The organism is Variovorax sp. S12S4 (assembly GCF_023195515.1).
Classification (GTDB): domain Bacteria; phylum Pseudomonadota; class Gammaproteobacteria; order Burkholderiales; family Burkholderiaceae_C; genus Variovorax.
The window spans coordinates 3,966,752-3,993,110 of the sequence record NZ_JALPKR020000002.1; the positions used below are offsets into that span (position 1 = coordinate 3,966,752).

Below are 26,359 nucleotides of genomic sequence, written 5' to 3' on the forward strand. Positions count from 1 at the left end.
CCGACATGGATGTCTTCGAGTTCAGAGAGCACATCGTTAGTGAGTACGAGCAGTTCACTCGTAGCTTCACGCGCATTCGCGCGGATGACATTCGCGACTATGTGGATGGCCAGTACGCCAGTCAAAAATATTGGCCAGAGCCGCTCATCCAAATCAACCCAAACTTCAAATCGGGCGGGACGGTCGATGAGTTCGTTGCAGCTGGTCAGCTAAACGCTCAATGCGCCGACATCTTTCGTCTCGGAAAAACTGCCTCGTCGAAGGGGGTCTCGCTTCCCCTGCACAAGCACCAAGCCGAAGCCATCAGCTTGGCTGCAGCGGGAGAGAGCTATGTGCTGACCACCGGGACGGGCTCCGGCAAGTCCCTGAGCTATTTCATCCCCATCGTTGATGCCTGCCTGAAGGCGAAAGCAGTCGATCCCAAGCCGCGCACGCGGGCCATCGTCATCTACCCGATGAACGCGCTGGCCAATTCGCAGTTGGAAGAATTGAAGAAGTTTTTGGGGTCAGCCCTGGGCGAACGGGCAGTGACCTTCGGGCGCTACACAGGGCAGGAGTCCGACGAAGAGCGGCAGGCCATGGCTGCGAATCCGCCCGACATCCTGCTCACTAACTTCATGATGCTCGAACTGCTGATGACCCGGCAGAACGATATCGACAAGGCGGTGATGCGCAACGCCAAGGGTCTGCGCTTCCTCGTACTCGACGAACTGCACACCTACCGTGGTAGGCAGGGCGCAGACGTTGCGCTGCTCGTTCGCCGCGTAAGGGAGGCGCTGGCCGAAAGCCTCATCTGCATCGGCACATCGGCAACGATGGCCACCGAGGGTACTCAGATGGCGCGCAATGCCGTCGTCGCCGGTGTCGCCTCTCGCCTGTTCGGCACCAGCATCCCAGACCGGAACATCATCACCGAAACGCTGCGCAGGACGACGCCTGAGCAGGATACGCTGACCACTGTTGCGGGAAGGCTTGGAGACGCTATTCGCGCTGGTGTACCCGCAGGATCCGTCTTCCAGACGCTCGCAGCACACCCAGTCTCCGTATGGGTAGAACTGACGCTGGGGTTGACCTATGAAGGCGACAAGCCGCGCCGCGCTCGTCCGCGCACACTCGCAGAAGCCGCCAGGCTTTTGCACGAGGCGTCAGGCGAGACGACGGACACCTGTCTTGACTACCTCCAACGCTTCATGCTGCTGGCCTACGCGGTCACTGACGAGTCGGGCAAGTCGCTGTTCGCGTTCAAGCTGCACCAATTCATCGCTGGTGGCGGCAAGGTTTACGCAACGCTGGAGGCACCGCGTCACCGCGCCATCACGCTCGATGGCCAGCAGTACGTGTCAGGCGACAAGGACCGATTTCGCCGCTACTACCACGTCCATTTCTGCCGAGACTGTGGACAGGAATATTTGCCTGTCTGGGATGCTGAAAGTCCGGAAGGTCGAACTTTCAATGCTCGCAGCATTGAGGAGCGCCAACATGGCGACGATCAAGTCAAGTTCGGCTTCCTGCTCCCCAGTCTGGACGGATGGGACCCTTCTGACCCCGAACGCTACCCAGAGGGCTGGGTGGAAGAGCGCGTGGACGGTGAGTGGCGCGTCAAATCCGACAAACGCAAGTTCATTCCGCAATCCGTCAATGTCCGTGCGGACGGAGTGACAACGACAGAACTCGGGCTCACCGCGTGGTTCATCCCTGGCGCGTTCCGTTTCTGTCTCGCATGTGGCACTGCCCACGCTACCTCTGGCAAGGACGCGCTGCGTCTGACCTCGTTGTCGGGCGAGGGACGCAGCTCTGCCACGACCATGCTGACATTGTCGGCATTGCGCTACTTGTACGAGCAAGACCAGCAGCTCTCGGCAGATGCCAAGAAAGTCTTGGGTTTCTCGGACAACCGCCAGGATGCCGCTCTTCAGGCCGGTCACTTCAACGACTTTCTGCAAGTCCTGTTGACCCGCGCTGCGCTCCTGTCGGCCGTTAACAAGGCCCCGTCCAACGTGCTGAGCGAGAAGGAGGTCGCCAATGCGGTTTTCGAAGCGCTCGGCTTCCACCGCGATGATTTCGCTGTCCGGTCGGAATTCATGCAGCAGCCCGAGGTCAAGGGCAACACTAGACGGCAAGTTCAGGAGGCCATGCGCGGCATCCTTGGTTACCGAAGCTACTTCGATCTGCGTCGTGGTTGGCGATTCAACAACCCCAATCTGGAACAGTTGGGGCTGGTGCGTATCGACTACCAGGACATTGACGACCTAGCCGCCGATGCCGCCGAGTGGGCGAATGCACCGCCGGTGCTGCAAGCCGCCAAGCCGAGCGAACGCGCCTTCGTGTTGCGCGCCTTGTTCGATTTCATGCGGCAGGGGCTGTGTATCGCCACTCGCTACCTTGACCGCACCGAACTGGACCAGCTCCGTACGCAAAGCTACGCCAATCTGTGCGAGCCATGGGGCTTCACGGAGGACGAGCGCCCACAGCCTGCGAAGTGGTTCGTCACGAGCCGGCCCAAGGAAGAAAGCGACCGCAGGGGGCGCCGTGTCAATCTGGATGACTTTCTCGTCATCGGCTCCAGCCGGTCCCGGCTGGGCAGGGACCTGCGCAAGAGTAGCACTTGGGGCGGCGCCAATCCGTATTACAAGCAGGTCAATGACCAAACATACCCGGATGTCATCGCTGCACTGCTGAAGGCCGCCGAATCCTATGGACTGGTCCGCAAAGAAGATACAGATGTCGGTCTCACCGGCTGGCAACTGAATGGCACTGCGTTGGTCTGGGCGCCGGGCTCGGGTGCAAGCCAGCGTCAGGCCAATGACAACACATTCTTCAGAGGCCTCTACAAGAACATCGCAAACCTGCTTGACAGCCCGGTTCACCAGCTCTTCGATTTCGAAGCTCGCGAGCACACCGCTCAAGTCGAGCAGGACGACCGGATGGAGCGCGAGGCCAGGTTCCGTTTCACCGAGAAAGACCGAACGGAATGGCAGAACAAGAACGGCACGCCCCTTGAATGGCTCCCGGTATTGTTTTGCTCGCCCACGATGGAGCTGGGCGTCGACATCTCGTCACTGAACACGGTGTACATGCGCAACGTCCCGCCTACACCGGCGAACTATGCACAGCGTAGTGGCCGAGCTGGCCGGGCAGGGCAGCCAGCGTTGGTCATTACCTACTGTGCCGCCCAGAGCCCACACGATCAGTATTACTTCCGCGACCCCGTCCGGATGGTTCATGGTCAAGTGAACGCGCCGACGCTCGACCTGGCCAACCTGGAACTCATCAAGAGCCACATGCATGCCATCTGGCTGGCAGAAACCGGCAAGAAGCTTGGCAACAGCGTACGCGACTTGCTGGATATGAACCAGCCAGAGTCCCTTCCTGTGACGGAAGAGATGGCGTCGGACTTGGACAAACCCGATGCGAAAAAGCGAGCGCACTCGCGAGGCCTCAAGGTCCTTAGCATGCTCAAGACCGAGCTCACGCCGCAACGTGCACCGTGGTTCAGCGACGCCTGGGCCGAAACCGTCTTCCAGCGTTCATACATCGAGTTCGATGCGGCCCTGCAGCGCTGGCGCGACCTCTATCGTGCCACGGCCCAGGCCATCGACTTGAATTTCAAGATCGAAAACAATCCCGCAGCGAGCGAGCGCGAACGGCGTGAGGCCCAACAACGCCACAACGAAGCCCGCAAGCAGCGTGACCTGCTGCTGGCCGGTGACAGCGCCTTCAACAGCGACTTCTACACCTACCGCTACATGGCCAGCCAGGGCTTCTTGCCCGGCTACAACTTCCCGCGGCTGCCACTGCTGGCTTATCTGCCTGCACGTCGCGGTCATATCGGCCGCGAGAGTTTCCTGTCACGCCCACGCTTCCTGGCACTTGGCGAGTTCGGCCCCTACAGCCTCATCTATCACGAAGGCAGCCAGTACAGGGTCATCAAGGCCCTGCTGACCATTACGGGGCAAGATCAGGTCAGTGACGGCGCACGCCTGCCGACGGATGTTGCCCGCTTGTGCCCCGCGTGCGGCTACGGCCACTTCCGCTCACAGCGCGATGCTGACCGCTGTGTTTCCTGCGGCGCATCGCTGGACGGTGCCCAGGAGGTCAAGAACCTTTACCGAATCGAGAACGTCTCCACCAAGCGGGCCGAGCGCATTACCGCAAACGAGGAAGAACGTGTTCGACAAGGCTACGAGATGCAAACCACGTTGCAGTTCGCCGAATCAGACGGCAAGTTGCAGATGGTGACGACGATCGCGAGTGACGACCAAGGCCCCTTGTTGGAACTGCAATACGGCCCTGCGGCTACGGTGTGGCGCATGAACTTCGGCTGGCGCCGCCGCAAAGAGAAAGCCATTCAAGGCTTCATGATGAACCCAGTCACGGGCCACTGGGTTGGCGGCGTTGACGACGGCAGCGGTGACTCTGAGGCGGAAGGCGATGCCCCACCCGACAAGACACCGCCGCAGCGGATCGTTCCTTACGTTGAAGACCGCCGAAATATCCTCATCGTGCGACCGCACTACCGGCTCGGTGTTCTGTCTGCAGAGACGCTGACCACGCTGCAATATGCCTTGAAACGTGGCATCGAGGCGCTGTACCAGCTCGAAGAGAGCGAGCTGATGGCTGAGCCCCTCCCAACGCGTGACAACCGTCAGTCCATCCTCTTTTTCGAGGCCGCAGAGGGTGGTGCAGGCGTGCTGACGCGTCTGGCAACGGAGCCCACGGCGATGGCTGAAATCGCTGCCAAGGCGCTGGAGGTCATGCACTTCCTGCCACCCGAACCTGGGCAGCCCTGGCTGCGCAAGACCTTGGAAGAGGAGCGTGATACCGACGGTCAGCCGCTGTGCGAGGCAGGTTGCTACCGATGCCTGCTCTCGTACTACAACCAGCCGGACCACACGCTCATCGACCGAAAAGACAAGGATGCCGGCGGCCTGCTGCTGGACATCCTTTGTCGACTGACGTTGGCCAGCACCGAACAAGGTACACAAGGCCGTGCGCCTGAGCAGCACGACGCTGAGCTGTCACGCACGGCTGGCAGCAGCCTGGAGCAGGCATGGCTTGCCCATGTCAGCGACAACGGCCACCGCAAGCCGGACCGCGGCCAACACACGATTGCCACTGCGGGCACTTGCGCGGACTTCTTCTACGACGACCTCCATCTGGCTGTCTTCATCGACGGCCCCCATCATGATGCTGAAGGCCAGAAGCAGAAGGACGCCGACATCAATCGCAAGCTCGATGAACTGGGCTACCTGGTCGTGAGGTTTCCCAAAGAGACCACGGCATGGCCCGACATCTTCAAGAACAACACGGACCTGTTTGGTCCCGGCAAGAACTGAATCGATATGAATGTACCCCTGCCGGAGTTCCTTCCGGGAAGCCTGATTGCCGCTCGTGGCCGCGAGTGGATCGTGCTGCCCGAGTCCGACACCAGCACGCTGCACCTGCGCCCCTTGAGCGGCGGTGAGCGCGACGAAACCCTCATCTTCCTGCCCTTGGAGCGCCTGCCGGTTCAACCGGCAACCTTTCCTTGGCCCACGGTCGGTCAGGCCCGTAATCACTCGGCCAGCCAGCTGCTGCTGGATGCCTTGCAGCTCAAACTGCGCAGTGGTGCGGGCCCGTTCCGAAGCTTCGGCAACATCGCTGTTGAACCACGCGCCTACCAACTCGTGCCGCTGTTGATGGCACTGAAGCTGCCCACGGTGCGTCTTCTGATTGCTGACGACGTCGGTATCGGTAAGACCATCGAGGGAGCTCTCATCGCCCGTGAATTGCTTGACCGCGGCGAGGTCCAGCGTCTTGCCGTGCTCTGCCCGCCTCATCTTTGTGAGCAATGGCAGCGTGAACTGGCCGAGCGCTTCCACATCCACGCGATGGTGGTGCGCTCGAACACCGCCGACCGGCTGGAGCGTGATCTGCCCCCTGGCACGTCTTTGTTCGACGCGCATCCTTTCACCGTGGTGAGCCTGGACTACATCAAGTCCGAACGCCGACGCGAGGCCTTTCAGCGCTTCTGCCCCGAGTTCGTCATCGTGGACGAGGCGCATACCTGCACCCAGGGCGGTCAAGGCCGGCAGCAACGCTATCAGCTCCTCAAGGGGCTGGCCGAGGACGCCGGCCGCCACATGGTGCTGCTGACGGCCACGCCACACAGCGGCGACGAAGAAGCGTTCTTCAATCTCTTGGGTCTGTTGCGTACGGACTTTACGCTGCTGAAGGACCTGCCGAGCACCCAGCGTAGCGACCTGCGCGAGGCGCTGTCGCGCCATTTCGTCCAACGGCGCCGGCCCGACATTGCTGAGTGGCAAGACTCGTCCATGTTCCCGGACCGCAGGACGGCTGAGATAACCTACCGCCTGACCGGTGCCTGGGGACAACTGTTTAATGACGTGCTGGTCTACGCTCGCGAGCTCGTCGAACGCGCCGAGGGGCAGGGCCTGCGTGAGCAGCGCATGAATTGGTGGGCTGCACTGGCCTTGCTGCGCTGCATCTCGTCGTCGCCTGCGGCTGCCGTCAATTCGCTGCGAACACGGCTGCATGGTGTTCAAGCGGACGATGCTGAAGCCGAGACGCTGTCCCTTGAAGAGTTGGAGCTGCAGGCCAGTGATCGGGTGCTGGACGGTGCGGACGACGCACTCTCAATCGACGACATCGAGCCCGGTGCGCAGACCGAAGACTCGCAACGACTCCAGGCACTGATTGCCGCCGCCGCTGCACTGGCCGGCAGTCAAAACGACCCCAAGCTGGCCAAGTTGCAGGAGCACCTGACAGTGCTACTGAAAGATGGCTTTCAGCCGGTCGTGTTCTGTCGCTACATCGCCACGGCACACTACTTAGCAGCCTACCTGTGCAACAAGTTCAAGTCCGCCACGGTCAAGGCTGTGACCGGGGAACTCACACCTGGCGAGCGCGAAGCGGCTGTCGAGCAACTGGGTGAAAGCGAGACCCGCATCCTGGTGGCAACCGACTGTCTCTCCGAAGGTGTCAACCTTCAGAACCTTTTCACGGCAGTCGTTCACTACGACCTAAGTTGGAATCCCACCCGTCACGAACAGCGTGAAGGCCGAGTGGACCGCTTCGGTCAGAAGGCTCGAGAAGTTCGCAGCACCATGCTGTATGGTGAAGACAACCCGGTCGATGGTGCCGTGCTTCAGGTCATCTTGCGCAAGGCCGAGAGCATCCGAAAGGAGTTGGGTGTTCTGGTGCCCATGCCCGATAACGAGGGCAAGCTGACCCAGGCGCTGCTGAACGCTGTGCTGCTGCGCAAGGGCACGGCCATCAATGCACAGTCACAGTTCGATCTGTTTGGCGAACCAGCCAAACAGATCGAACTGGCATGGCAGAGCGCCAAAGAAAAGGCCAAGCTGAATCGCTCTATCTTTGCCCAACGTCGTCTGAAGCCTGAGGACGTGTTGCCTGAGTGGCGCAAATCGGCTGCTGCACTAGGTGGCGAAGATGATGTCGAGCGATTCGTCAGTCGCGCAGCCGTCAAGCTGGGCGCACCGCTGGAAATTGTTCGCGGGCATTTCAAGCTCCTGACCGAGCACCTGCCGCAGCCCATTCGCGAACGCCTTAGTGCGGAGGGCATTGAAGGCACGCTACGCATCGACTTTCATCAACCCGCCGCACAGGGTGCGCTGTTCATTCACCGCACCCACCCGCTGGTGGTGGTGTTGGCGGACACGCTGCTCGAAAGGGCACTCGACGCCACGAACGGCGCGAGTGACGACAGCTCAGTCGCCCGAGCCGGCGCCGCCTTCGTCGGCAACGTCCAGCTCAAGACCACCGTGCTGCTGCTGCGGATGCGCCATCAGCTCAGCGTCACGCACGGCAGCCAGACCCGGCTCATTCTCTGCGAGGAGTCCGTGGCTGTGGCTTCGGCAGGTGCCACCCCGTTTGAGCTGCTGGCCGCCGACCAGGCTCGCGAGCTGTTGGGCTCCGAAGCCACCCGCAACATGCCGCCCCCCTGCGAGACCGTCAATTGCAAACGGCGCTTGATGGATTGCCAGCATGGCAGCCGCAACTGGAAGCCATTGCCAAGGCACGCGCCCAGGATCTCCTGCAAGACCATCGACGTGTGCGCGAAGCGGCTGATGCCAAAGGCACCTACCAAGTGACCGCCAGCCTACCGGTGGATGTGATGGGCGTCTACGTGCTGGTCCCTGCCGCTGCAGCCCATAGCGAGGGAGCCTGACACCATGGCGCGCAAGAAAATCACCACCCTGGCTTACCGCGCGATCCGCATCGAAGGTGGGCTCATCCCCGCAGACGAGCTCGCCCGCCTGACCACCCTCGCCGAGCCGGCTTCAACCGAGCAGACGGAGGCGCAGTACCGGATATCTAAAGGCCTCAAACTGCGCGATGAGATCGGGCGCGACTTCAAGATTGCTCTGAGCCTGTGGAACGACTTCAAGGCGTTGCGCAGACGCACCGACGTCAACGCCCACGATGTGACCGTCCGGGAGTTGCTGCTGCCCTTGATGCGCGAAGTGCTGCACTTCTCAGACATCGGTCGTTGTGCGGCAATCGAAAAAAATGATCATAGCTACGCCATTGGCCATGCCGCCGAGAGCGGCTGCGTGCCCATGTTGTTCGCCGCGCATGACCAGCCGCTGGATACGGCGGCCGAGCGCTTCGGGGAAACCAACCCAGACACGGGCAAGGTTCGCCGGCGCAGCCCCTACATGCTGGCTCAAGAGGCCGTCAATGCCTCCGATGCCTCTTTGTGGGCCATTGTCACCAATGGTTTGACGCTGCGCATCCTGCGCGACAACCCCAGCCTAACCCGGCCGGCCTACATCGAGGTAGATCTGGAAGCGCTCTTCACTGAAGAGCTGCACCCCGACTTCACCGCGTTCTGGCTCCTGGCGCACGCCAGCCGATTTAGCAGCCCCCGGGTGAGCCGACCAATTGCGTGTGGGAACGCTGGCGAGCAACGGGCCAAGCTGCGGGCGTCACCGTGCGAACCAACTTGCGCTTTCAGGTGGCCGATGCTTTGCGTGCTCTTGGAACCGGCTTCCTCTCGCATCCCGCTAACAGTGAGCTACGGGCGGCCCTGCAACGAATGGACGGGGAGGATGGTGCCCTGGGTCGCCAGGCATTCTTTGAAGAACTGCTCCGCTTGGTCTATCGGCTCATTTTTTCTGTCCACGGTCGAAGACCGAACCGATCAGACCAGCGGGCGACGCCTCATCTTCACGCCCGACGCGCCGCCTGAAGTGCAGCAACGCTATCTGTCCGGCTATTCGATGACTTGGCTGCGCGAGCGGGCCTGTGCGGCGCAGCCAGCACGACCGGCACGCCGACCTGTGGCAGGCGCTCGGCATCACCTTCGGCTCATTGGTAAGGGGTGAAGCGCATCTGGGTCTTCCCGCGCTCGGTGGCCTCTTCGATGCGGACCAATGCGCGTGGCTCGATGGCACACAGTTGGAAAACCGTTGGCTACTAACTGCGGTTTTCCAGTTGGGGTGGTTCCGTGCCGACGGCGGCCTGACCCGCGTCAACTACCGAGACATGGGCCCGGAAGAGCTCGGCAGCGTTTACGAAAGCCTGCTGGAACTGGTGCCCGACCTGCAGATGCTGTCACAGCCCTCAGCAGCTCGTCTGGCCTTCGTGGGCGATGGCGACAGCGAAGGCAGCACCAAAGGCAACACTCGCAAGCTGACCGGCAGCTACTACACGCCTGACAGCTTGGTTCAAGAACTCATCAAGACGGCGCTGGAGCCTGTCATTGCGGATACGGTTCGCGCCAACCCTGAGCGGCCTGTAGAAGCCTTGCTTGGCCTGACCATTTGCGACCCGGCTTGCGGCAGCGGCCACTTCTTACTGTCTGCAGCCCGGCGTTTGGCTGACGAAGTGGCCCTGCACCGTGCCGCTGCGGAGCGGGAAGGCGGAGCCCCTGCGCCGGTCGACTACCGCCATGCCCTGCGAGATGTGGTCAGCCACTGCATTTTCGGGGTGGACAAGAACCCCATGGCCATTCAGCTGACCAAGACGGCGCTTTGGCTGGAGGCCTACTCGCCCGACCGACCGTTGAGCTTCATCGACCATCACCTGCGCATAGGTGACGCGCTGCTCGGTGTGCTTGACCCGAAGGTGTTGGAGGATGGTATCCCCGACGAAGCCTATGCCGCGCTTTCCGGCGATGACAAGACAGTGGCTTCGGCACTGAAGAAGCAGAACAAAGCCGACCTAAAGAGCTGGCGTTCAATAGCCAGCGGCGACTTGGTGACTCAAGCTGGCCTAGTCGCCCAGGCCGTGACCGCTGAAACACTGGACGATGACACTACTGAACACTTGGCCGCCAAGCGCCAAGCTTGGCATGAGGTCGATGCCGCAGCTCACCATAGCGGCTTCGCGCGCGTAGCTGATATTTTCGTGGCAGCCTTTCTGACGCCCAAATTGGCGGAGACGAAGGCGACGGTGCCGCTTTCGAGTCATCTATGGAGTGTGCTGAGCAATCAACCCTCCCTGGCTGAGGTGGAAGACGCCGCCCAATCGATATGTCGCCAGCTCGGCGTGTTTCATTGGTGGCTGGCCTTTCCGCAGGTAGCTGCGGCCGGTGGCTTCTCAGTGATGCTGGGGAATCCTCCATGGGAGAGGTTGACTCTCAAAGAAGAAGAGTTTTTCGCGAACCGTAGTCCACTTATCGCGCAAGCCCAAAATAAGGCGGAACGAACGAGGCGCATCAGCTTGCTGGCGCGCGGCATGTTGCTGCATACCGTAGCTCCCGATTTGGAGGCTGCGGAAGGGCTGAGCCCCCTAGCGCGACCGAGCAGGCGCTTTATCACGAGTTCGCATTGGCGCATCGAGCTGCCGATGTGTCGAAGCACTTCTCACGCGAAAGCCGGAGATATGTGCTGACTGGTGCTGGCGATGTCAATACCTATGCACTTTTCGCAGAAACCCTGCTGCAAGCGACGTCTTCGCGCGGCCGTGCCGGGTTCATAGTACCCACCGGAATAGCCACGGACGAGTCGACCTCGGCGTTCTTTTCCCACGTTGCAACGGGTAGCCGGCTGGCGAGTCTGTTCGATTTCGAAAACAGTGATGCGGTGTTTCCCTCCGTCCACCGCAGTTACAAGTTTTCTCTGTTGACGCTTGGCGCCGCGACGCAGTCCGAGTTCGTTTGTTTCGCCACTAAGACGGAACATCTAAACGACGAACGCCGCCGCTTCTTTCTCACCCCGGACGAGTTCGCCCTCATCAACCCGAACAGCCGTACATGCCCGGTCTTCCGCAGCAAGCGCGACGCTGAACTGACCAAGAAGCTATATCGAGCTGCACCTGTTCTCCTTCGAGACGACGAACCGAGCACGAATCCATGGGGCATCGAACTCGGACGGATGCTGCACATGTCCGACGACAGTGATTCGTTTCAGTCGTTGCCGGGAGAAGGATTGGTAGCGCTGTACGAAGCCAAGATGGTTCACCAATTTGACCACCGCTGGGCGACCTACGTCGAGGCGCCCGACAAGCCAGGTGGCCTGGAGACCGTCGACTCGAGCCCTGTACAGAAGGCCGACCCCGCCTTCACCGTGCGTCCGCGCTACTGGGTGCCTGAGCGCGAGGTGCTGGCCCGTGTCGCGCGCGTGCCGACCCGTGTGGCGCGTGCTTGGCTCGCGTGGCATGCAGCGACTGCCCAGGCAGCTACGCAAGACAGCGCGCTGCCCGAGCTGTTGTTGGCCCTCGCGGCCTGGGTGGCTGGAGAGTTGTTCACCCGCGCGACAGGGGAACTCGAGGTAGCAGAGGGCTCGCAAAAGCGTGTTCTTCCCCATATCGCCTCCATCGAAGCGCAGCTCAAAGCCAGTTTCGAGCCCCTCTCCAAAGCTCTGTTGGGTACCGGTCTTACCACCAAGCAGGCCCTGACCGAGTTCCCGAAATGGGCGTTGCAGAACCTCGATGCGCGCATGTCCGATAGCGAACTTGAAGCCATGGGTCAGGTATTCAAGCAGATGCCGATGGAGAAAGCGCTGTTGGACTTAATAGATGAGTGGCTGGATCGACGTAGCCCACAGTGGCTCTTCGGATTCAGAAATATCGCGCGCAGCACCGATGAACGCAGTTTCATCGCCTCGGTGATGCCTAGGCTTGGTGTCGGGCATTCGATGCCGCTTTATCAAGTCTCCACCGCTCCTGAATTGGCCGCCGCACTTCTTGGGATGCTGACATCACTCTCGTTCGACTACGTGGTCCGTCAGAAACTGGGGGGCACCAACATGACTTTTGGCTACGTCGAGCAGTTCCCGACGCTGCTTCCAAAGCACTTTGAGAAAACCGACCTCGATTTCATCGTTCCGCGTGTGCTCGAACTCACTTTTACCGCCCACGACCTGCGGCCTTGGGCTGACGCTCTTGCGGCCTTCGACCCCCGCTCAGCCACCGAACGTGATCAGCCTTTTGCCTGGAATCCCCCACGCCGCGCTCAACTGCGTTCCGAGCTGGACGCCTACTACGCCCGCCTCTACGGCCTGACCCGCGACGAGCTGCGCTACATCCTCGACCCTGCCGACGTGATGGGTCCCGACTATCCCAGCGAAACCTTCCGCGTGCTCAAGAACAGCGAGATGCGAGAGTTCGGCGAGTACCGTACCCAGCGCTTGGTGTTACAGGCCTGGGACAAACTTGGCGCCGCGCCTGTTCAGGTACCGCTGGCTGCTCCAGCCGTCACTTCTCAGTTCTCCGAGCTGGGGATGATTCGCAACGAGGAAGAGGCGTTGCTTGCTGGACTCATCGTTGCGTTGGTCGAGTCCCGACCGGAAGGAAGTTCTGTGTCCGAGCTTCAGTTCCTCGTGGCTCGTTCGGCGAACGCGGCGCAGTACCTGGACCCGTCGGACGCGCGGCGTTTCACGGAGCTTTCCAGCCTTTTGGGCATTTCAAACGCTGCAACGCAGTTGTTGAGCCGCGCTCTCCCTATCGTCCAGCGCCTGGAATCCGTCGGCGTCCTCGCTCGCCAAGCTCGCGCCGGCGAGGCTGCATTCACTCGAGGTGAGGCAGTACCGCCCGGAGACGTCCGTCTGGTTCCGGAGCATGGTGACGTCGCCCGGCTTCTCGTAGCGGCAGAGTCGCGACGTTTGGAATCGGATCGTGCGGGAACGTCGGACAGCGAGCAGCCGTCGAAGTCTTCAGGAACAAGGTGACACATATGACAAAGCAGTGGCTTGAGGGTTACGAACCAGTCCGAAGGCAGCCTCGGATGTGGATCGAGACGCTTTGGCTGGTGGAGTCCCGTGAGCCTTTGTCAGTGACTCGCACGATCGAGCTGCATCCTGGCCTGAACATCGTTTGGGCTCGAGAGTCGACGTCCACGGAGACATCAGGCCTGGCCAGCGCAGGCCACGGGGTTGGGAAGACTTCGCTGTGCCTGCTGATGCGGTACATCCTGGGCGATGATGCGCCAGCCATTTCGACTTTGCGTGAGAAGGCGTCGGCGGGCTTCCCGAAAGGTGGCGTTGCCGCCAAGGTGCATGTGGACGGGACAGCATGGCTGGTGTATCGCCCTTACGGGGCGTACAGCCATTCCCTCGCAGCGCCTTGCGAGGCGTTGGAGTCGCTGGTGCAGGGCGCTGTCCCCAATGAGTTCCAAGAATACCTTGGCGCACTGGAACTGTTTTCGATAGGCCGTCTCGCCGCGCAGTCGCTGCCGGGTACCAACCAACCGCTCCGGTGGCGTCACCTGTTGGCTTGGTGCATCAGAGATCAACGGACGCGCTTTGACGGCTTCTATCACTGGCGAGACGGCGAGGGGCTTGGATTTCTTCGGTCCCGACGTGACCCGCCGCTGTTTGTCGGCTCGGTGCTGGGCTTGGTCGATGCGGGCTTGGACCAACTGCTTCGCGACCTTGAGTCGAAACAGGCGAGGTTCGATAAGTCCAAGGAGCGAATTCCAGAACTGGAACGCGCTCCGATCTATGCTCTTTCACATGCGGAGCGGCAGTTACGTGCCCGTATTCGATCCGGTGAGGACGAGCCTGTGTTCGAAACCATACTGGGTGAATCCATCGAATCTCGTGTTCGAGAAGCTCTCGCTTCAGCAGAGACGTCCGAGGCGGCATGGGAGAGTGATGTCGACCTAGCGGAACAGCTGCTTGCTCAAGAGCAGCTTCATTTGGCGCACCTGAACGATAAGTTGAAGTTGGCCGAAGTTGAGGTGAGTATCGCCAAGGCGCTCGTGGAAGCAAATCAGGCGGACTTTGAGCGCTTGACGAAAGTGCGTGAAAAGTTGGCGTGGCTGGACGGCCGATGTGACCATGGCGACGTTGAATTCTCTGCGTGTCAGCACATTCAAGCTCGCAAGAGCACGGTCAATATGACCTGGTTCCGAGATGGCAAGGAAGTCCAGGCCAACGCGCCCGAACGGGCACGGAATTTTGCCCAGTGCCAGGCAGACCAGGTGCGCGCCGGGTCTGCGGTGACCGCACAGCAGAAGCGGATATCAACTCAACAAGCAGAGCTTCGGCGTCTGCGAGTTCGGGTCGCAACTAGCGACAGTTCTCGTTCGCTCCTCAAGACGTCATGGGCGGAGCTTCAGCTCCTGCACACACAAAAAGAGCAGGGCATCGAGTCCGCAGAATTGGTCAACGCGCGCGGGCTTCTCGCACGGCTGGAAGCTGAACTGAATGGCCTCCGATCAACCTTAGCTAGTCGTCGGTCACAGCAGTCAGCTCGTGCCGACGCCATCAAGGCACTGACAGCACTTGTATCGACAAGGCTTCTTGGGGCGTCGGGCCATGCTCGATTCGTGCAGGATCATGAATATCGACCTTTCGAGGTCGCAAGGGGCGGTGAGGCCTATCAAGTTCTTGAAGTCCTTCTGGGTGACATCGTGTGCTTGCTTGACTCAGCGACATCCGAGGCAAGCAGTCACCCAGGATTTTTGGTGCACGACTGTCCACGTGAAGCCGACATGAGCGATGTGCTCTACCGAGAGTTCTTTCTCGTGGCAGCCGAGGCGGCGGAACAACTCGGTAGAGACAACGGGACGCCATTCCAGTTCATCGTGACAACGACATCGCCACCCCCGAGAAGGTTCGTGGTGGGTCGTATGTCGTGCTCGAACTGGAGCCAGGATCCGACGAGAAGTTGTTGTTCAGGCGCGAGCTTGTGCCGGAGCTCCCAGGCTTCCAGTAATCCGTGAAACGACGCTTTTGCGAAAGCGTGCTTTGAAGAGAAGAATAGCTTGAACAAGAAGAAGGAGGGGGGTACATGTCAGTTATTAAGGATGCGTATCTGGAGCTGGCGCCACACGGTAGCAGCCTTGCCGATGTGGTGGTGCTTTCTCAGGCTTGGAAAAAGTCTCACGCATTCATCCGCCGCCACAACTGGTATGCCGACGTGCTGGAGTTGGATGCATCGACGGTCGATCTCGAGGACCAACTCTTGCGCTGGGGTGCTGATGTCAGTCAAGACAGCTTTCGCCCGCATGAATTGCTTCTGGTGCCCGCCCCGAAGATTGCGAAGTGGGAGTTCAGGCCTACCCCGGTTGTGCAATCACTGGAAGACCTCCTCGACTTCGACATCGACAGCCTCGGCTCTGAGCCCACGTTCGATGACTGGGCGCCCAAGACCAAAGTGACCGAGCCTGGCGCCGATGAGGCCTCAAGCAACCTGACTCAAAAGCTGCGTCCCTTGGCACATCTGTCTATCCGCGACCAGACACTGGCCACGGCCGTGATGATGTGTCTGGCGGAAGCCGTTGAGACGGCTCAGGGCGATACGTCCGTAAAGGACGTACTGACGATGCGCGAGCGGGGCGTGGTGAGCTATGGCAACCGGCTTCAGTGCAATTGGGTCGAGCAGCGCAACGCGCCTTCTCGTGCCAAGTTCTCTTGGGGTAACAGTCGAACCTACCGTCAGTACTTTCAAGACTATCGTGCGTTCCTGGCAAGGCCGCGACGGGTGTGCGCCGAGTTGCTGTCGCAGTTGCCGCCCAGACGCGAGCTGTTTGTGGTTTCTCTCGACATCAAGTCGTTCTTCGACAGGATCGATACGGCGGCACTCTTGCAGGAACTCCGCCTGATTGAAGTGGAGCATCGGCAGGCCTTCGGGCTGCCCGACAGGACGGCGGCGGATGAGGCGTTCTGGCAGCGCGCCGAGCGCATCTTTCGTTGGCAGTGGCGGTCGGAAGATCACAAGCAAGCAGAGCTGATCTACGGGTCTGGTCAAGAAGAGTTGGAACTGGGCCTGCCACAAGGGCTAGTTGCCTCCGGTTTTCTGGCGAATGCGTACCTGCTGAGGCTGGACCGCCAGCTTCAGCAAGCAGCAGCTCAGGCAACCAGCGTCGGTAACGATGTCAAGCTGCTCGACTACTGTCGATATGTGGACGATATGCGCATGGTCGTCGAAGCCCCCAGCGGCACGGGTGGCCTGGGACAAGATGCGATCTTGAGGCTCGCGGTCGCATTTGTCACCGACGCGCTAAAGAGCCACAGCGAACTGCTGAAGGCACAGAAGGTTCTTGAACTGTCGCCCGACAAGTGCGTTGTGACGCCCTACCGCTCGATTTCGGCTCAGAGCAACATGTCTGCCCTCATGGACGTGCTCAATGCGGAACTCAGCGGAACCTTCGACCTGGAGTCGCTGGCCCAGGCTGCTGGCGGGCTCGATGGCCTGTTGTGGATGTCGGACCAGATCGACGATGCTGAGGAGCCCAAGCCCTCGCGCCTGCGTTTAGCCACTGTTGCGGCGCCCAGCACGGACGTACGTGACGACACGGTCAAGCGCTTCGTGGCGACGCGTTTGGCACAGCTGATGCGACATCGTCTGGCGATGACGGATGCCACTGCACACACGTCAGCTGGCAACGTACTCAGCGACCGTGTGACCAATGGCATGGCCCTGGCCCATGAGTTCGAATCCACGGCGCGCAAGCTCATCAAGTGCTGGGCCGAAAACCCATCACTGGCCCTCTTGCTGCGCTGCGGACTGGATCTGTTTCCACATCCCAGATTGTTGTCGCCGGTTGCCGAAGCGCTCAGCGTCAAGTTGTTCTACCCTCAGGTCGGCCTCAATTCAGCTCAGCTGAGGCAGGTTCGGGTCGCCGAGTACGTTCTCGCAGACCTTCTGCGCGCAGGTGCGGTCGAAACTGGCTTTCGTGCAGAGGAGGACTATCCCGAGTCCGTCGATATTGCCGGCTATAGAGAGGATTTGGGCGCACTGGCTCGTCGTGTTGTTCTTGAGCGTGCGGATTCCCCTGGTATCTGCTGCAACAGGCGCATCTGTACCTGTCCTCCATTGGCGATGTCTCGCTGGCGGTGACGGACGAAAGCAGCTTCGCATTGGTCCAGCCTTACAAGGCGCTCAACCGCGCAATGATGTTCGAACCCGCGCATTCCGAAGCGCTGAAGGAGGTGCTTCCGTTGGCGCTTGTCGCCCAGCAGTTGCACCCCAATCCGAGGCGATTCGGCGTCTGGTTGGCGGAAGGCCTGCGGCTGACCAAGGACGACGCCATGCAGGCGGAGGTGGTGACGACTGTCTCGCTTCACCGACCAGATCTCATGTTGGCGGCCTTGAATGGGCGGGGCAGCAGGGCGCCGCGCTGGCGCAGATTTGTGCCACCCGCACTGATAGAGACCAGCAAGCGAACGTCTTCCCGCCGCACCAATGGGGCGCGCCGGAGTGTCCGGCCGCTCCATCACGTCATGATGGAAGCCGACAATGTGTTCGCGCAGGAGAACGGAGTCCTGATGCTTGCCAAGGCACTGCTCGGCGTAGAAGGCATAGAGGCGCACCTGAGTTCAGGCTTGAGCGCGATGGACGTCACGCTCGCGTGCGACGACTGGACACGGGTTCACGCGCTGCCCGACGAGAAGGATTTCTTGTCTGTGCAGCCCTTGGTGCGCACCGAACCGGCAAGTCCTCTGTACGGCAACCCACCTTGGGTCGACGACGATAGTGCGTGGCTATACGGATTGGGCCGGATTCTGCGAGCGGCGCTGACCGGCGAGTTTGACTTCACTAGCCGGCGCTACCTCGTGACTGAGGAGGTAGGTCACTACACCGGTCTTCGGAGCAGCTGGTTCAAGCGCAGATTCGGGCTAATGAACTCTGGGCGCGGACTGCTGGATGAACCGGGGCCTGTGTCTCCGTGGCTGTCGGGGTTGCTTTCCACGTTGCTGCGCTGGCCTGGAGTCGAGTTTCGTGCGCATCACGCAGCCGCGGCAGGGACGGCCCGAACAGCCGATGAGTTGCTTGCTGTATTTGAGGAGCGGATTGCCGTACAGCGGGCCCTGTTCGGAACGCGAAGCAAGACACCCATGTACGTTGTGCCCACCGACGACCACGCGCCGTTACAAGACAGGCCCTTGCGTATCGCCATCGTTCAGCCGATGCGTCCACGCAGGGACGAGTTTGATGTCAAGGACCCGACGCACTGGACCCCCGGTGTCCTCGCTGAACACCGTAGGCATTTGGCGGAGGTTTGCAGGCTGACTTTTCAAAAGCTTAGAACCTGGGCCTCGGCACAGAGCTCAAAGTCGGCCGGCGAAGAAGGGGATGGACCGGTCGTGGATGTCATCTTGTTCCCAGAACTGGCCGTACACCCTGAGCATGTTTTTTTGCTTCGCCGACTGTCCGACAAGCTCGGCGCGAACATCTTCACCGGGCTGACGTTCCAGACGTCCGCCAAGCTGGGCGCACCGATCAACCAGGGGCTGTGGGTGATCCGCACGGAGTCTCCCGGCCACGGACGCAGCATCCAGTACGTCTGGCAAGGCAAGCTTCATCCCATGAAGCTGGAACGGGCCATGGGAGTGAAGGGATATCGGCCACACCTGACGCTGGTCGAGCTGCCGATTGGCTCAAAGACGCGAACACGGATTGCCGCTGCCATTTGCTACGACGCAACAGACCTTGACCTGGTTGCCGATCTTCGGGATCGGTCCGACGTGTTCTTGGTGGCAGCACTCAATCAGGACGTTCAGACCTTTGACAACATGGTTGCGGCGCTTCACTTTCACATGTATCAGCCAGTGGTGTTGGCCAACTCCGGCGAGTTCGGTGGCTCCACTGCCCAGGCGCCGCTTCCGAAGCATGAACGCCTCATTGCACACGTTCATGGCAACAACCAAGTCGCCGTGAGCGTATTCGAGGTTGACCCCGGTCCCTTCAAATCGACCAATCCTGCAAAGACCCCGAAGGAACTCAAAGCACCGCCGGCGGGCTACAAGGGAAGACCTTCATGATGCGACCTTCGGCGGAACGGCTTACCCACTTCCCGCAAAAGCGCGGTGGCGCCTCAGCCTTGGCGCAGATCTGTGCTCAGCGGAGAATGGCCGGCGCGGAGTTCCTGACGACGTGCCGACTGCATGTCGCAGGCGCAGTGCGTGCAGCCAGCCAAAGTTGGAATGGAGGCGCCGCATGACTCCACTAGACCGTCTGCGGTTGGAGAAGGCCGGGGCAGACTGCGGCTTCGAAATGACCCCTCGCGTGACCGGTGATGGTGCGCTGGAGCTGCGGTCGGCGGCATTTCCAGAGACCGTTTGTGTCTCGGTTTCGACCAGTGCGGCTGCTGGTTTCAGGGTGTCGACATCATCCGGTGCGTTGTTGGACCGTGTGGTTGGTGATGCTGTCGAGGTCCATGCATATGGCGAGCTTTACGCCGTCCTGCAACGCGCGTCAGCCGTCGCCAGGACGATGCCAAACCGGGTGGCCGACAAGTTTCGGCAAGAGAAGGCCAAGCTCCCGCAGTCAACCGAGGCAGAGCGCTTCGTTGTTCAACGGGTGGGGCAGGGCTTATTTAGAGACGCTTTGCTCGACTATTGGCAGGGGCGATGCTGCGTTTCGGGTCTGGCGTTTCCCAGCCTGCTGCGTGCTTCCCACATAAAGCCTTGGGGCAAGTGCGTGACCGATGACGAGCGACTGGACGTCTTCAATGGCCTGCTCCTGGCGCCGCACCTGGATGCCCTGTTCGATGGGGGCTGGATTTCGTTTGAAGACGACGGGACACTGTTGACCTCGGCATCACTTCCTGGGGCAGCACGACTGCAACTGGGGCTGTTGGGCGATTGGCGCTTGGATGGCCTGAAGCAAGGGCACGCCGGCTATCTCGCCTTCCATCGGCAACACGAATTCCGGCCGGAGAAAACTGCATCAAGGTCGTCTGACTGGCAATAGAGATTGCCGTGAGCTTGAAGCTCTCCGGCTCGCTGGCTGATCAGGCCATCTGCTAGCCTCGAAAGAACAGCGTCCAGTGCCAAGGAAAGGAAGGCCGAAGATGTGCAGAATGCTGTTACGAGCTTTGGCGATCGTTGACGATTGATGCGCAGGAGTAGCCGCCCCGCAAAACGAGTCCATCTCCCGCGCCAGCAAAAGCGCTCGTTTTTCGACGGTAGAAGTGACGGTAAAGTACCATGTCCCCAACCCACAAAGCTAGCATTCATGCGGGTTTCCGGCCCTCGGAAACCATTGAGTGGGGCCACAGGGGATTTCGGCGCATTCTGGCGAAACAGAGCGTTGTTGGTAACCGCTCATAGAGCCTTTACGCTCGCGACGGCTTTGCGCGGCCTGCGTCCTACGCCGGCTTAGTCGTCGACCGCCTGTTCCGGCGGTGGCAGCACCCAGCCGTCTGATTGCAGGAAGGTGAGTACGTCCTCGTATTTATCGGTGCGACGCATACGATAAACGTGTTGATAAAAGCGATTCCGCGCCTCAGGGGTCGGCTGATCGGCGGGCGTTGCGTTGCGGAGCAACCCGAGAAGGAGCGTATCCGTCTCGGCGGCATCCCAGTTCTGTCCGTTGCTGATGACGGCGTCAAGGACTTGGTCAAGCTGTTGGTTGCTTAGGCGACCGGCGAATGGCGTGATAAGGTCACTAAAGTTCGTCTCTGATCCACGCCAGCTGCCAGATCCTTGATATTCCCCGACTGCCTTGGGCCACAGGTCGGCGAGCGGCTGAGAGGCGATTGCATCGGCCAATTGCTGTCGAGTGAGACCGGTGACTAGGGTCAACAGCGCGGCGCGGAACTGCGGGACTGTCACGCCCGCTAGGATACGGTAGTCAATTGCCGCCGCAGGGCCGGCGTTCTCGATGGTTGCCTGCAAGGCTGTTCGTGTGGGCTCCTGAAGCCGCGGCCAGAAATCCGGAAATGCGGCTATGAACGCGATGGCGCGAGGCCGATTCGGCGGCTCGAGACCGTCCACGAGCCTCACGATCGCCAGAGAGACATCTGCCCAAGCATGAGCAGCGCGGTCGCGCACCGCGACCAGCGATGGGATGATCTTGCGATGCAGTGGTTCCCATTGCGGCGGTACACCCTTGAGAAGAGATTTTGCGAGCACCGTGCCAAAGTTGCGGACGTTCTGAGCTCGGACGCGCGCGAGGTAGCGTTGCTCGACATAGTCGAGTATGCGTTCGTGGGTCGTGGGAAAGCCTGGAGACTGCACGTCGACGTCATAGAGATCGAAGATCGCTTTGCCCTGCAAGGGTTCCTGCGACAGCACGAGATCAACCGCATTGACGAGGTGAAGTCGCACCAGCTCGGGAGATGGTTCGAAGAGATCGGCTTCGGCTGAGAACGCCGGGTGTGCACACAGGTGTCTATCTTCCCGAAGACGGTCTAGATGTGTTCGAGCGATGCGATTGACGACCTGAGTATTGGATGTTGCGTCTTCCAGGATGCTCCCCTCAAGCTGAAGCAGTTTGGGGATGTCTCCTGTGGTGGTCGCGTTATCCCACGACTGAAGAAACCCAGTCGCGGCGGCATCGCCAATAGCGCTCAACTCACGGTACTTGGCGATCAGATCGTAGACCAGAGCAACCCAGGCAGAGGTGAGGGCGCCACGTAACGCTCCCGCCTTGTACGCCTTTACGGCGTCCAGAAAGTACACCTTCGACTGGGGGTGTCGAATTCGTGTGAGGAGTATGTCGAGATCTATGAATCCAGTGTCCACGGTTCAATGTTCTGAGAGTGCGGTGTAGGGAGACAATATCACCTTGGCTCATAACCTCGCGCTCACCACAGCGCATGGACCTGCTCTAAGCTCGGGCGCCAGGCCAGCGGGTAGAGAGCTTTCGAACTCCGAGTACGGGTGCCGGCAGATGATAGGGTGCTTGATAATATTAGTTCTCAGTTGGAATCCTCTCTCTCTCTCTCTCTCTCTCTCTCTCTCTCTCTCTCTCTCTCTACGGTAGAACCTTAATGGCGAATCAAGACTTCGACGATATTGCGCACCAAGCGGCGCGTGAAGCTTGGCAGCGCCAGTGCAACGACGTGACAGAGGCAATGAAAGTGCACACGCGACCGTTCGTAGTGCCGCTGTCAACGGAAGACGAGAGAGAAGTGAGACATGTGGGAACGGGGTCGTTCTTGCGTTGGAATGGAAGCGTCGTCCTTCTGACATGTGAACATGTTGCGGCGCAAAGGCCGACCAATTTGTCTTTCCACGGATCAGACGACGTCTTCTCGGTAGGTCAGCCGTTCGTCGACGAAAAAAACTCGACGCCGCCGTCGTTCCTGTCTCCGAAACCCTTTGGGGCGCTTGCGATCACCGAGCTGACGTGATCCCAACCGACCGGATCGCTGAAAAGCATCAATCCGCGCGCCCGGAAGAATTGTTTTTCTTTCACGGGTTTGCTGGCGAGAATTCGCGCTATGCCTTCGGCATCTTGGAAAGCGCCGCGTCCGCCTACGTAACGCAGCAAAGCGCAGATGCCGTTGAGGACGGCCGTATCTTCGAGCTCCTTTGGGAGCCCCAGCAGACATCCTGGGTCGAGTCCACCAGTGTGGAGATTCGCAGAGCGGTCCGGCTGGATGATGCCGGTGGCTTCAGCGGTTCCCTGGTCTGGAACACTCGGTATCTGGAAGCTAAGGCCGCAGGCCAACTCTGGACCCCCGACTGGGCAGTGGTTTCTGGCCTTCTGAAGCGCTGGGATACTGGCACGAAAACGTTGTTGGTCACGAGGGTTGAGCATGTGCGTAGCTGGCTCGGGGCTGTAATGTCATAGCGGACGCGGCTCGAATAGCCTCGCAGCGGAAACTTAAGCTGGGATTCGTCAGTCGTCCTCAATGGATGACCTCTCAATCATCGAGGACACCTCAGACGTCTAGCCGGACTTCCGCAAGCGGCGTTTCCCAGTGATCTGCCTGTAGGGCCGGCCAGTACTCTTCGGGCGTCTGAGACCGCGTTCGTACCATTACCGCAACCACCGATGCGCCCCCCGTTGGAGAGGCGCCGTATCGACGTTTGCGGCCAGCCGGCCAACGATCTGTCCAGGTCGAGTGGACGAATCGTCCTTTTACCTCGACCGGGTCAATTTTCGGCGGCAATCAACACCTTGCGCCAGATACGTCCCTGCACCCAAGTGCCGTTCTTGACCTTGTGGCGCACGGCATCTTCACTGTAGCCGGTGATTTCGGCTAACCGCTTGATCAATACCCATCGGCTTGGATTGCTGCTCATCACGACCTCTAGATAGCGGACGGGGCCGGTTGAGGTGAAGTGCCGGAGAGTCCTTCATTCAATTTTCCTCGCAGCGGTCGGATTGCGAAACCCAGGTGAGCGAAGCTAGGTGTAGAAAGGGCGTCGGTTGGCCCAGAGGTTCTGACTCTGCTCAGCTTGAACCTCGCCCGTGGAGGCGACTCATATGCCCCACCACCGCTTCCTGGAGACATGGCATCAACACAGGTCCAACAACGGCGGCACCTAGGCCGCCGTTCAAAAGAGACTCCAGCGAGGCGCGATCCAACCCACCAGATTCGACGCGGTCCAACAGGTCCTTCGCAAAGCGATCAAGCGCAAGTGCCAGCAGGCGTTCGGTCTTCCCTGACAAACCACTTGGGGTCGTGGCATCTGACTGGATGAAGCTGTCAATCTCATCACGTACGACGTCTGCCAAATACGATGCTTCAAACTGCTTTGCTAGTCCCGCGGCCGCATACTTCAACAGCATCAAGATTCGCTGCGCTTGGTTGGTCACGATCTTCTGGATGCAGGCAAGGCGCTCACTTTGATCCAACGCCGCGCTCGCCGCTAACACGGGATGGAGCTCATCGAGCAATTGGTCGAGTTCCTTACGCTCTATTTTTGCCAGAAGCTGCCCCAACGCATCAAGGCACTGAGCGGTCACCCGCGCGCGATGGGTTTCCTCGGGGTCCGTAGGATAGGAAGGGCGTTCATGAGAGAAGTCGCGTTGCTCATACCGCATGTCATTCGGTGGATGGGGCGCGGTTGGATCGATTTCGACAATAACTTCTTTGTCGGCAGATACGTCGACGCTGCCCAGATGCATGGAAAAGTCCGCGACCGAGAATAGCGACAATCTCGCGTATGCGGTCTGGGTCGTTTTCGAGACGCCGACGATGATCCAGTGTGAAAAATCGAACTGTGCCGACTCCTTTACTGCAGAAGGAAAAGAGTCCCAACACGCAAAGCGTGTGTTGGCGCCGCCTAATACATAGGTCTTGAACGGCGCCAAGCCGGTTTGACGCGCCTCGCTTGGAAAGTAATGCGCAAAATGAGTCAGCGCCAAGTAGGCGATGGCTCGAATGCCCTCAATGCCACCGAACTCGGAGGGTAGGGAGGGGCGTTGTGTGAGATAGGACTGCCCTGTCTTGCCACGGCCTCCCAAAACGACCTTGCCAGGCTTTTTGACGTTCGCGTTTCAGCCATTGCTGAAACTGTGCTTCATTCGCAAAGCGGTATGTTGGCGGGGATTCATCTTCAGCCTTGGTCGCGACGGGACCAGGCATGGCCGGCGCGATGTTGCCGCCAAATATTGTGTACGCCATTCCGGTACTGGCATCGACAAACGGATACTTCTGAGGTTTGTGGCCGCGATCGTGCAATACGCTTAAGCGCGCGTTGAGTGCGGCAACTTGGTCGGTCAATAACTTGACGAGATCGGAGAACCCCGCATTGTGGTCGCCACAGTAGATGCCTTGGTTCTCACGGCGGCCGCCCAAGGCGGCGGGGAAAAGATGTTCGCCGGTGCGCGTGGGGTTCTCACACAGAATACAGATGTCCGGCATTGACGCTCCTCCGCCGAGTTTGGAAGTCCGAAACCTACCGCAAGTTGCACGTGAGCGGTAGGTGAAGTGCAGAGATTGTGCTGGTCATGCATACATGGTTAGTGCGTCCCGGCGTACCGCCGTCGGGCTCGCGGGCTGCGCCCCGCGCCTCGCGCCTCGCGCCGAGTTGCAGCCATTCGGCTTTGATCCCTGACGCCTTCGGCAGCGTGGCTGCCTGCGCGCTGCGCTTTCCGAAAACCGTTGGGAGAGGGGTGGTCTTGCTGTTCCCTTCAACGTACCACGCTGGTCTCGCTGTCAAGGTCTGCGCGCATGACATGCGCCTGCGTCCTGGCCGCCGTCTACGAACCCTGACAACTGCACGGCAGCGTGCTGGGGCGTCTCGGGCAATTCCGCCCGCAACAGACCGGAGTCCATCATGTCGCAGCTTCCTCTTTGTCTCGATTCTTCCCTTCTCGTTCGTGACGCGCAGGGGCGCTACCAGGCGGCCTCGCCCGAACAAATCCTGGCGGCGGCGCGGCAAGTTGTCGACCGGCAGGTACGGCGCGGCGCCGAATTCACGTCACCGGCTTCGGTCAAGGACTACCTGCGCGCCAAGCTCGCGGGCTACGACCATGAGGTTCTCGCGGTCCTGCTGCTCGATACGAAGCACGCGTCGATCGAGTACGTCGAGATGTTCCACGGCACGCTGGACCAGACATCGGTGTATCCGCGCGAAGTGGTCAAGCTGGCCCTTCGGCACAACGCGGCGGCAATGATCCTGGCGCATCCGCACCCGTCGGGCAATGCCGAACCCAGTCGAGCCGACGAGGCACTGACGCACCGGCTGCGCGACGCGCTGGCGCTGGTCGATGTGCGGGTACTCGATCACATCGTTGTCGCTGGCAACGTCACGACTTCCTTTTGCCGAAAAAGGCCTGATCAATGCCGGGGGCCTTGCCCCTTTTTGCTTCACCTTGGGTGCATGGCGCTCACTGCGTTCGCTTTTTAGTCAGGCATGCTCGCGGCATGCAGGGGCGCTCGCCGCGCGGCGTTTGTTCAGCGCATCTCCTGGCCCCTTGTCCGGGGTGCCGTCTTTCCCCATCGCTCATCCCCATTCCGCGACCGTAGCCAACGCGTGCCGGGCCGTCAAGGCGCACAGGGCCGTGTCCTCGCTGCGCTGCGGGCCGCACCACTCCCTGCGCTTCTTCCTTGACCTCCCGTCCCGCGCCGGCTCCGTGTTTCGCGGGCGATGAACTCAGGAAAGACGGCGGCAACGGCGACCAGCCCAGGACGCTGCGCCGAACAAACCGAAGTCCACACCGGGCTCCGAATCTTGGAATCCGGTGAGCTTTGACACCACAGGAGCGTGCCTATGCAGACATTGAAGCCATGAATCGATCGCGAGTTTTTTCTCTCTTA

General features: G+C 60.4%; 15 protein-coding genes and 1 pseudogene. 12 read left to right on the forward strand and 4 right to left on the reverse strand.

The features are described from left to right. Positions 1–5 precede the first annotated feature (5 nt). From M0765_RS19600 to M0765_RS19640, 9 genes are all read left to right on the forward strand, one after another. Positions 6–5,336, forward strand: coding sequence for a DEAD/DEAH box helicase (locus tag M0765_RS19600; RefSeq protein ID WP_258505485.1), 5,331 nt, complete (start codon positions 6–8; stop codon positions 5,334–5,336). A 6-nt stretch (positions 5,337–5,342) separates the two neighbouring features. Then, complete coding sequence (locus tag M0765_RS19605; protein WP_258505486.1) at positions 5,343–8,114, forward strand: DEAD/DEAH box helicase; 2,772 nt, start codon at positions 5,343–5,345, stop codon at positions 8,112–8,114. Positions 8,115–8,195: 81 nt separating this feature from the next. Beyond that, positions 8,196–9,350: a hypothetical protein gene (locus M0765_RS19610; protein WP_258505487.1), complete on the forward strand. Its 1,155-nt coding sequence runs from the start codon at positions 8,196–8,198 to the stop codon at positions 9,348–9,350. After that, positions 9,271–10,860: an Eco57I restriction-modification methylase domain-containing protein gene (locus M0765_RS19615; protein WP_258505488.1), complete on the forward strand. Its 1,590-nt coding sequence runs from the start codon at positions 9,271–9,273 to the stop codon at positions 10,858–10,860. Before M0765_RS19610 ends, M0765_RS19615 begins: the two co-directional genes overlap by 80 nt. Further along, positions 10,818–13,136 carry a hypothetical protein gene (locus M0765_RS19620; protein WP_258505489.1) on the forward strand — a complete coding sequence of 773 codons (2,319 nt, stop codon included), beginning with the start codon at positions 10,818–10,820 and terminating at the stop codon, positions 13,134–13,136. The genes M0765_RS19615 and M0765_RS19620 overlap by 43 nt, the downstream gene beginning before the upstream one ends. A gap of 56 nt (positions 13,137–13,192) precedes the next feature. After that, entirely contained in the window at positions 13,193–15,133 is a 1,941-nt protein-coding gene (locus tag M0765_RS19625; RefSeq protein ID WP_258505490.1) for a hypothetical protein, read from the forward strand. A 68-nt stretch (positions 15,134–15,201) separates the two neighbouring features. After that, positions 15,202–17,253 carry an RNA-directed DNA polymerase gene (locus M0765_RS19630; RefSeq protein ID WP_258505491.1) on the forward strand — a complete coding sequence of 684 codons (2,052 nt, stop codon included), beginning with the start codon at positions 15,202–15,204 and terminating at the stop codon, positions 17,251–17,253. 20 nt (positions 17,254–17,273) lie between these two features. Beyond that, a complete protein-coding gene (locus M0765_RS19635) occupies positions 17,274–19,178 on the forward strand; it encodes a hypothetical protein (protein WP_258505492.1) in 1,905 nt (634 codons plus the stop codon). Between the two features lie 175 nt (positions 19,179–19,353). Next, positions 19,354–20,109: an HNH endonuclease gene (locus M0765_RS19640; RefSeq protein WP_258505493.1), complete on the forward strand. Its 756-nt coding sequence runs from the start codon at positions 19,354–19,356 to the stop codon at positions 20,107–20,109. Positions 20,110–20,516: 407 nt separating this feature from the next. Here M0765_RS19640 and M0765_RS19645 read toward each other — a convergent pair whose 3' ends face one another. After that, positions 20,517–21,884 carry a hypothetical protein gene (locus M0765_RS19645; RefSeq protein WP_258505494.1) on the reverse strand — a complete coding sequence of 456 codons (1,368 nt, stop codon included), beginning with the start codon at positions 21,882–21,884 and terminating at the stop codon, positions 20,517–20,519. 248 nt (positions 21,885–22,132) lie between these two features. On the opposite strand from M0765_RS19645, the gene M0765_RS19650 reads away from it, so the two are divergent. Both M0765_RS19650 and M0765_RS19655 read left to right on the forward strand, forming a co-directional pair. Continuing rightward, entirely contained in the window at positions 22,133–22,495 is a 363-nt protein-coding gene (locus tag M0765_RS19650; RefSeq protein ID WP_258505495.1) for a hypothetical protein, read from the forward strand. After that, the gene (locus tag M0765_RS19655) at positions 22,492–22,938 is read left to right on the forward strand and encodes a hypothetical protein (RefSeq protein ID WP_258505496.1); all 447 of its coding nucleotides are present in this window, start codon (positions 22,492–22,494) and stop codon (positions 22,936–22,938) included. The genes M0765_RS19650 and M0765_RS19655 overlap by 4 nt, the downstream gene beginning before the upstream one ends. A gap of 305 nt (positions 22,939–23,243) precedes the next feature. On the opposite strand, the gene M0765_RS19660 is transcribed toward M0765_RS19655, so the two are convergent. The 3 genes from M0765_RS19660 to M0765_RS19670 all read right to left on the reverse strand — a co-directional run bounded on the left by M0765_RS19660 (position 23,244) and on the right by M0765_RS19670 (position 24,961). After that, the gene (locus tag M0765_RS19660; RefSeq protein WP_258505497.1) at positions 23,244–23,393 is read right to left on the reverse strand and encodes a hypothetical protein; all 150 of its coding nucleotides are present in this window, start codon (positions 23,391–23,393) and stop codon (positions 23,244–23,246) included. A gap of 151 nt (positions 23,394–23,544) precedes the next feature. Then, positions 23,545–24,462, reverse strand: coding sequence for a hypothetical protein (locus M0765_RS19665; protein ID WP_258505498.1), 918 nt, complete (start codon positions 24,460–24,462; stop codon positions 23,545–23,547). 22 nt (positions 24,463–24,484) lie between these two features. Continuing rightward, positions 24,485–24,961, reverse strand: coding sequence for an HNH endonuclease (locus M0765_RS19670; protein ID WP_258505499.1), 477 nt, complete (start codon positions 24,959–24,961; stop codon positions 24,485–24,487). Positions 24,962–25,376: 415 nt separating this feature from the next. On the opposite strand from M0765_RS19670, the pseudogene M0765_RS19675 reads away from it, so the two are divergent. Further along, positions 25,377–25,881, forward strand: a pseudogene (locus M0765_RS19675) (JAB domain-containing protein); the annotation flags it as partial. Between the last annotated feature and the right edge of the window lie 478 nt (positions 25,882–26,359).

Excerpts from the sequence above, each read along its gene's own strand:
- M0765_RS19600 (WP_258505485.1), top strand. The coding sequence starts at position 6 with ATGGATGTCTTCGAGTTCAGAGAGCACATCGTTAGTGAGTACGAGCAG.
- M0765_RS19605 (WP_258505486.1), top strand. The coding sequence starts at position 5,343 with ATGAATGTACCCCTGCCGGAGTTCCTTCCGGGAAGCCTGATTGCCGCT.
- M0765_RS19610 (WP_258505487.1), top strand. The coding sequence starts at position 8,196 with ATGGCGCGCAAGAAAATCACCACCCTGGCTTACCGCGCGATCCGCATC.
- M0765_RS19625 (WP_258505490.1), top strand. The coding sequence starts at position 13,193 with ATGTGGATCGAGACGCTTTGGCTGGTGGAGTCCCGTGAGCCTTTGTCA.
- M0765_RS19630 (WP_258505491.1), top strand. The coding sequence starts at position 15,202 with ATGTCAGTTATTAAGGATGCGTATCTGGAGCTGGCGCCACACGGTAGC.
- M0765_RS19640 (WP_258505493.1), top strand. The coding sequence starts at position 19,354 with ATGACTCCACTAGACCGTCTGCGGTTGGAGAAGGCCGGGGCAGACTGC.
- M0765_RS19650 (WP_258505495.1), top strand. The coding sequence starts at position 22,133 with ATGGCGAATCAAGACTTCGACGATATTGCGCACCAAGCGGCGCGTGAA.
- M0765_RS19660 (WP_258505497.1), bottom strand. The coding sequence starts at position 23,393 with ATGAGCAGCAATCCAAGCCGATGGGTATTGATCAAGCGGTTAGCCGAA.
- M0765_RS19670 (WP_258505499.1), bottom strand. The coding sequence starts at position 24,961 with ATGCCGGACATCTGTATTCTGTGTGAGAACCCCACGCGCACCGGCGAA.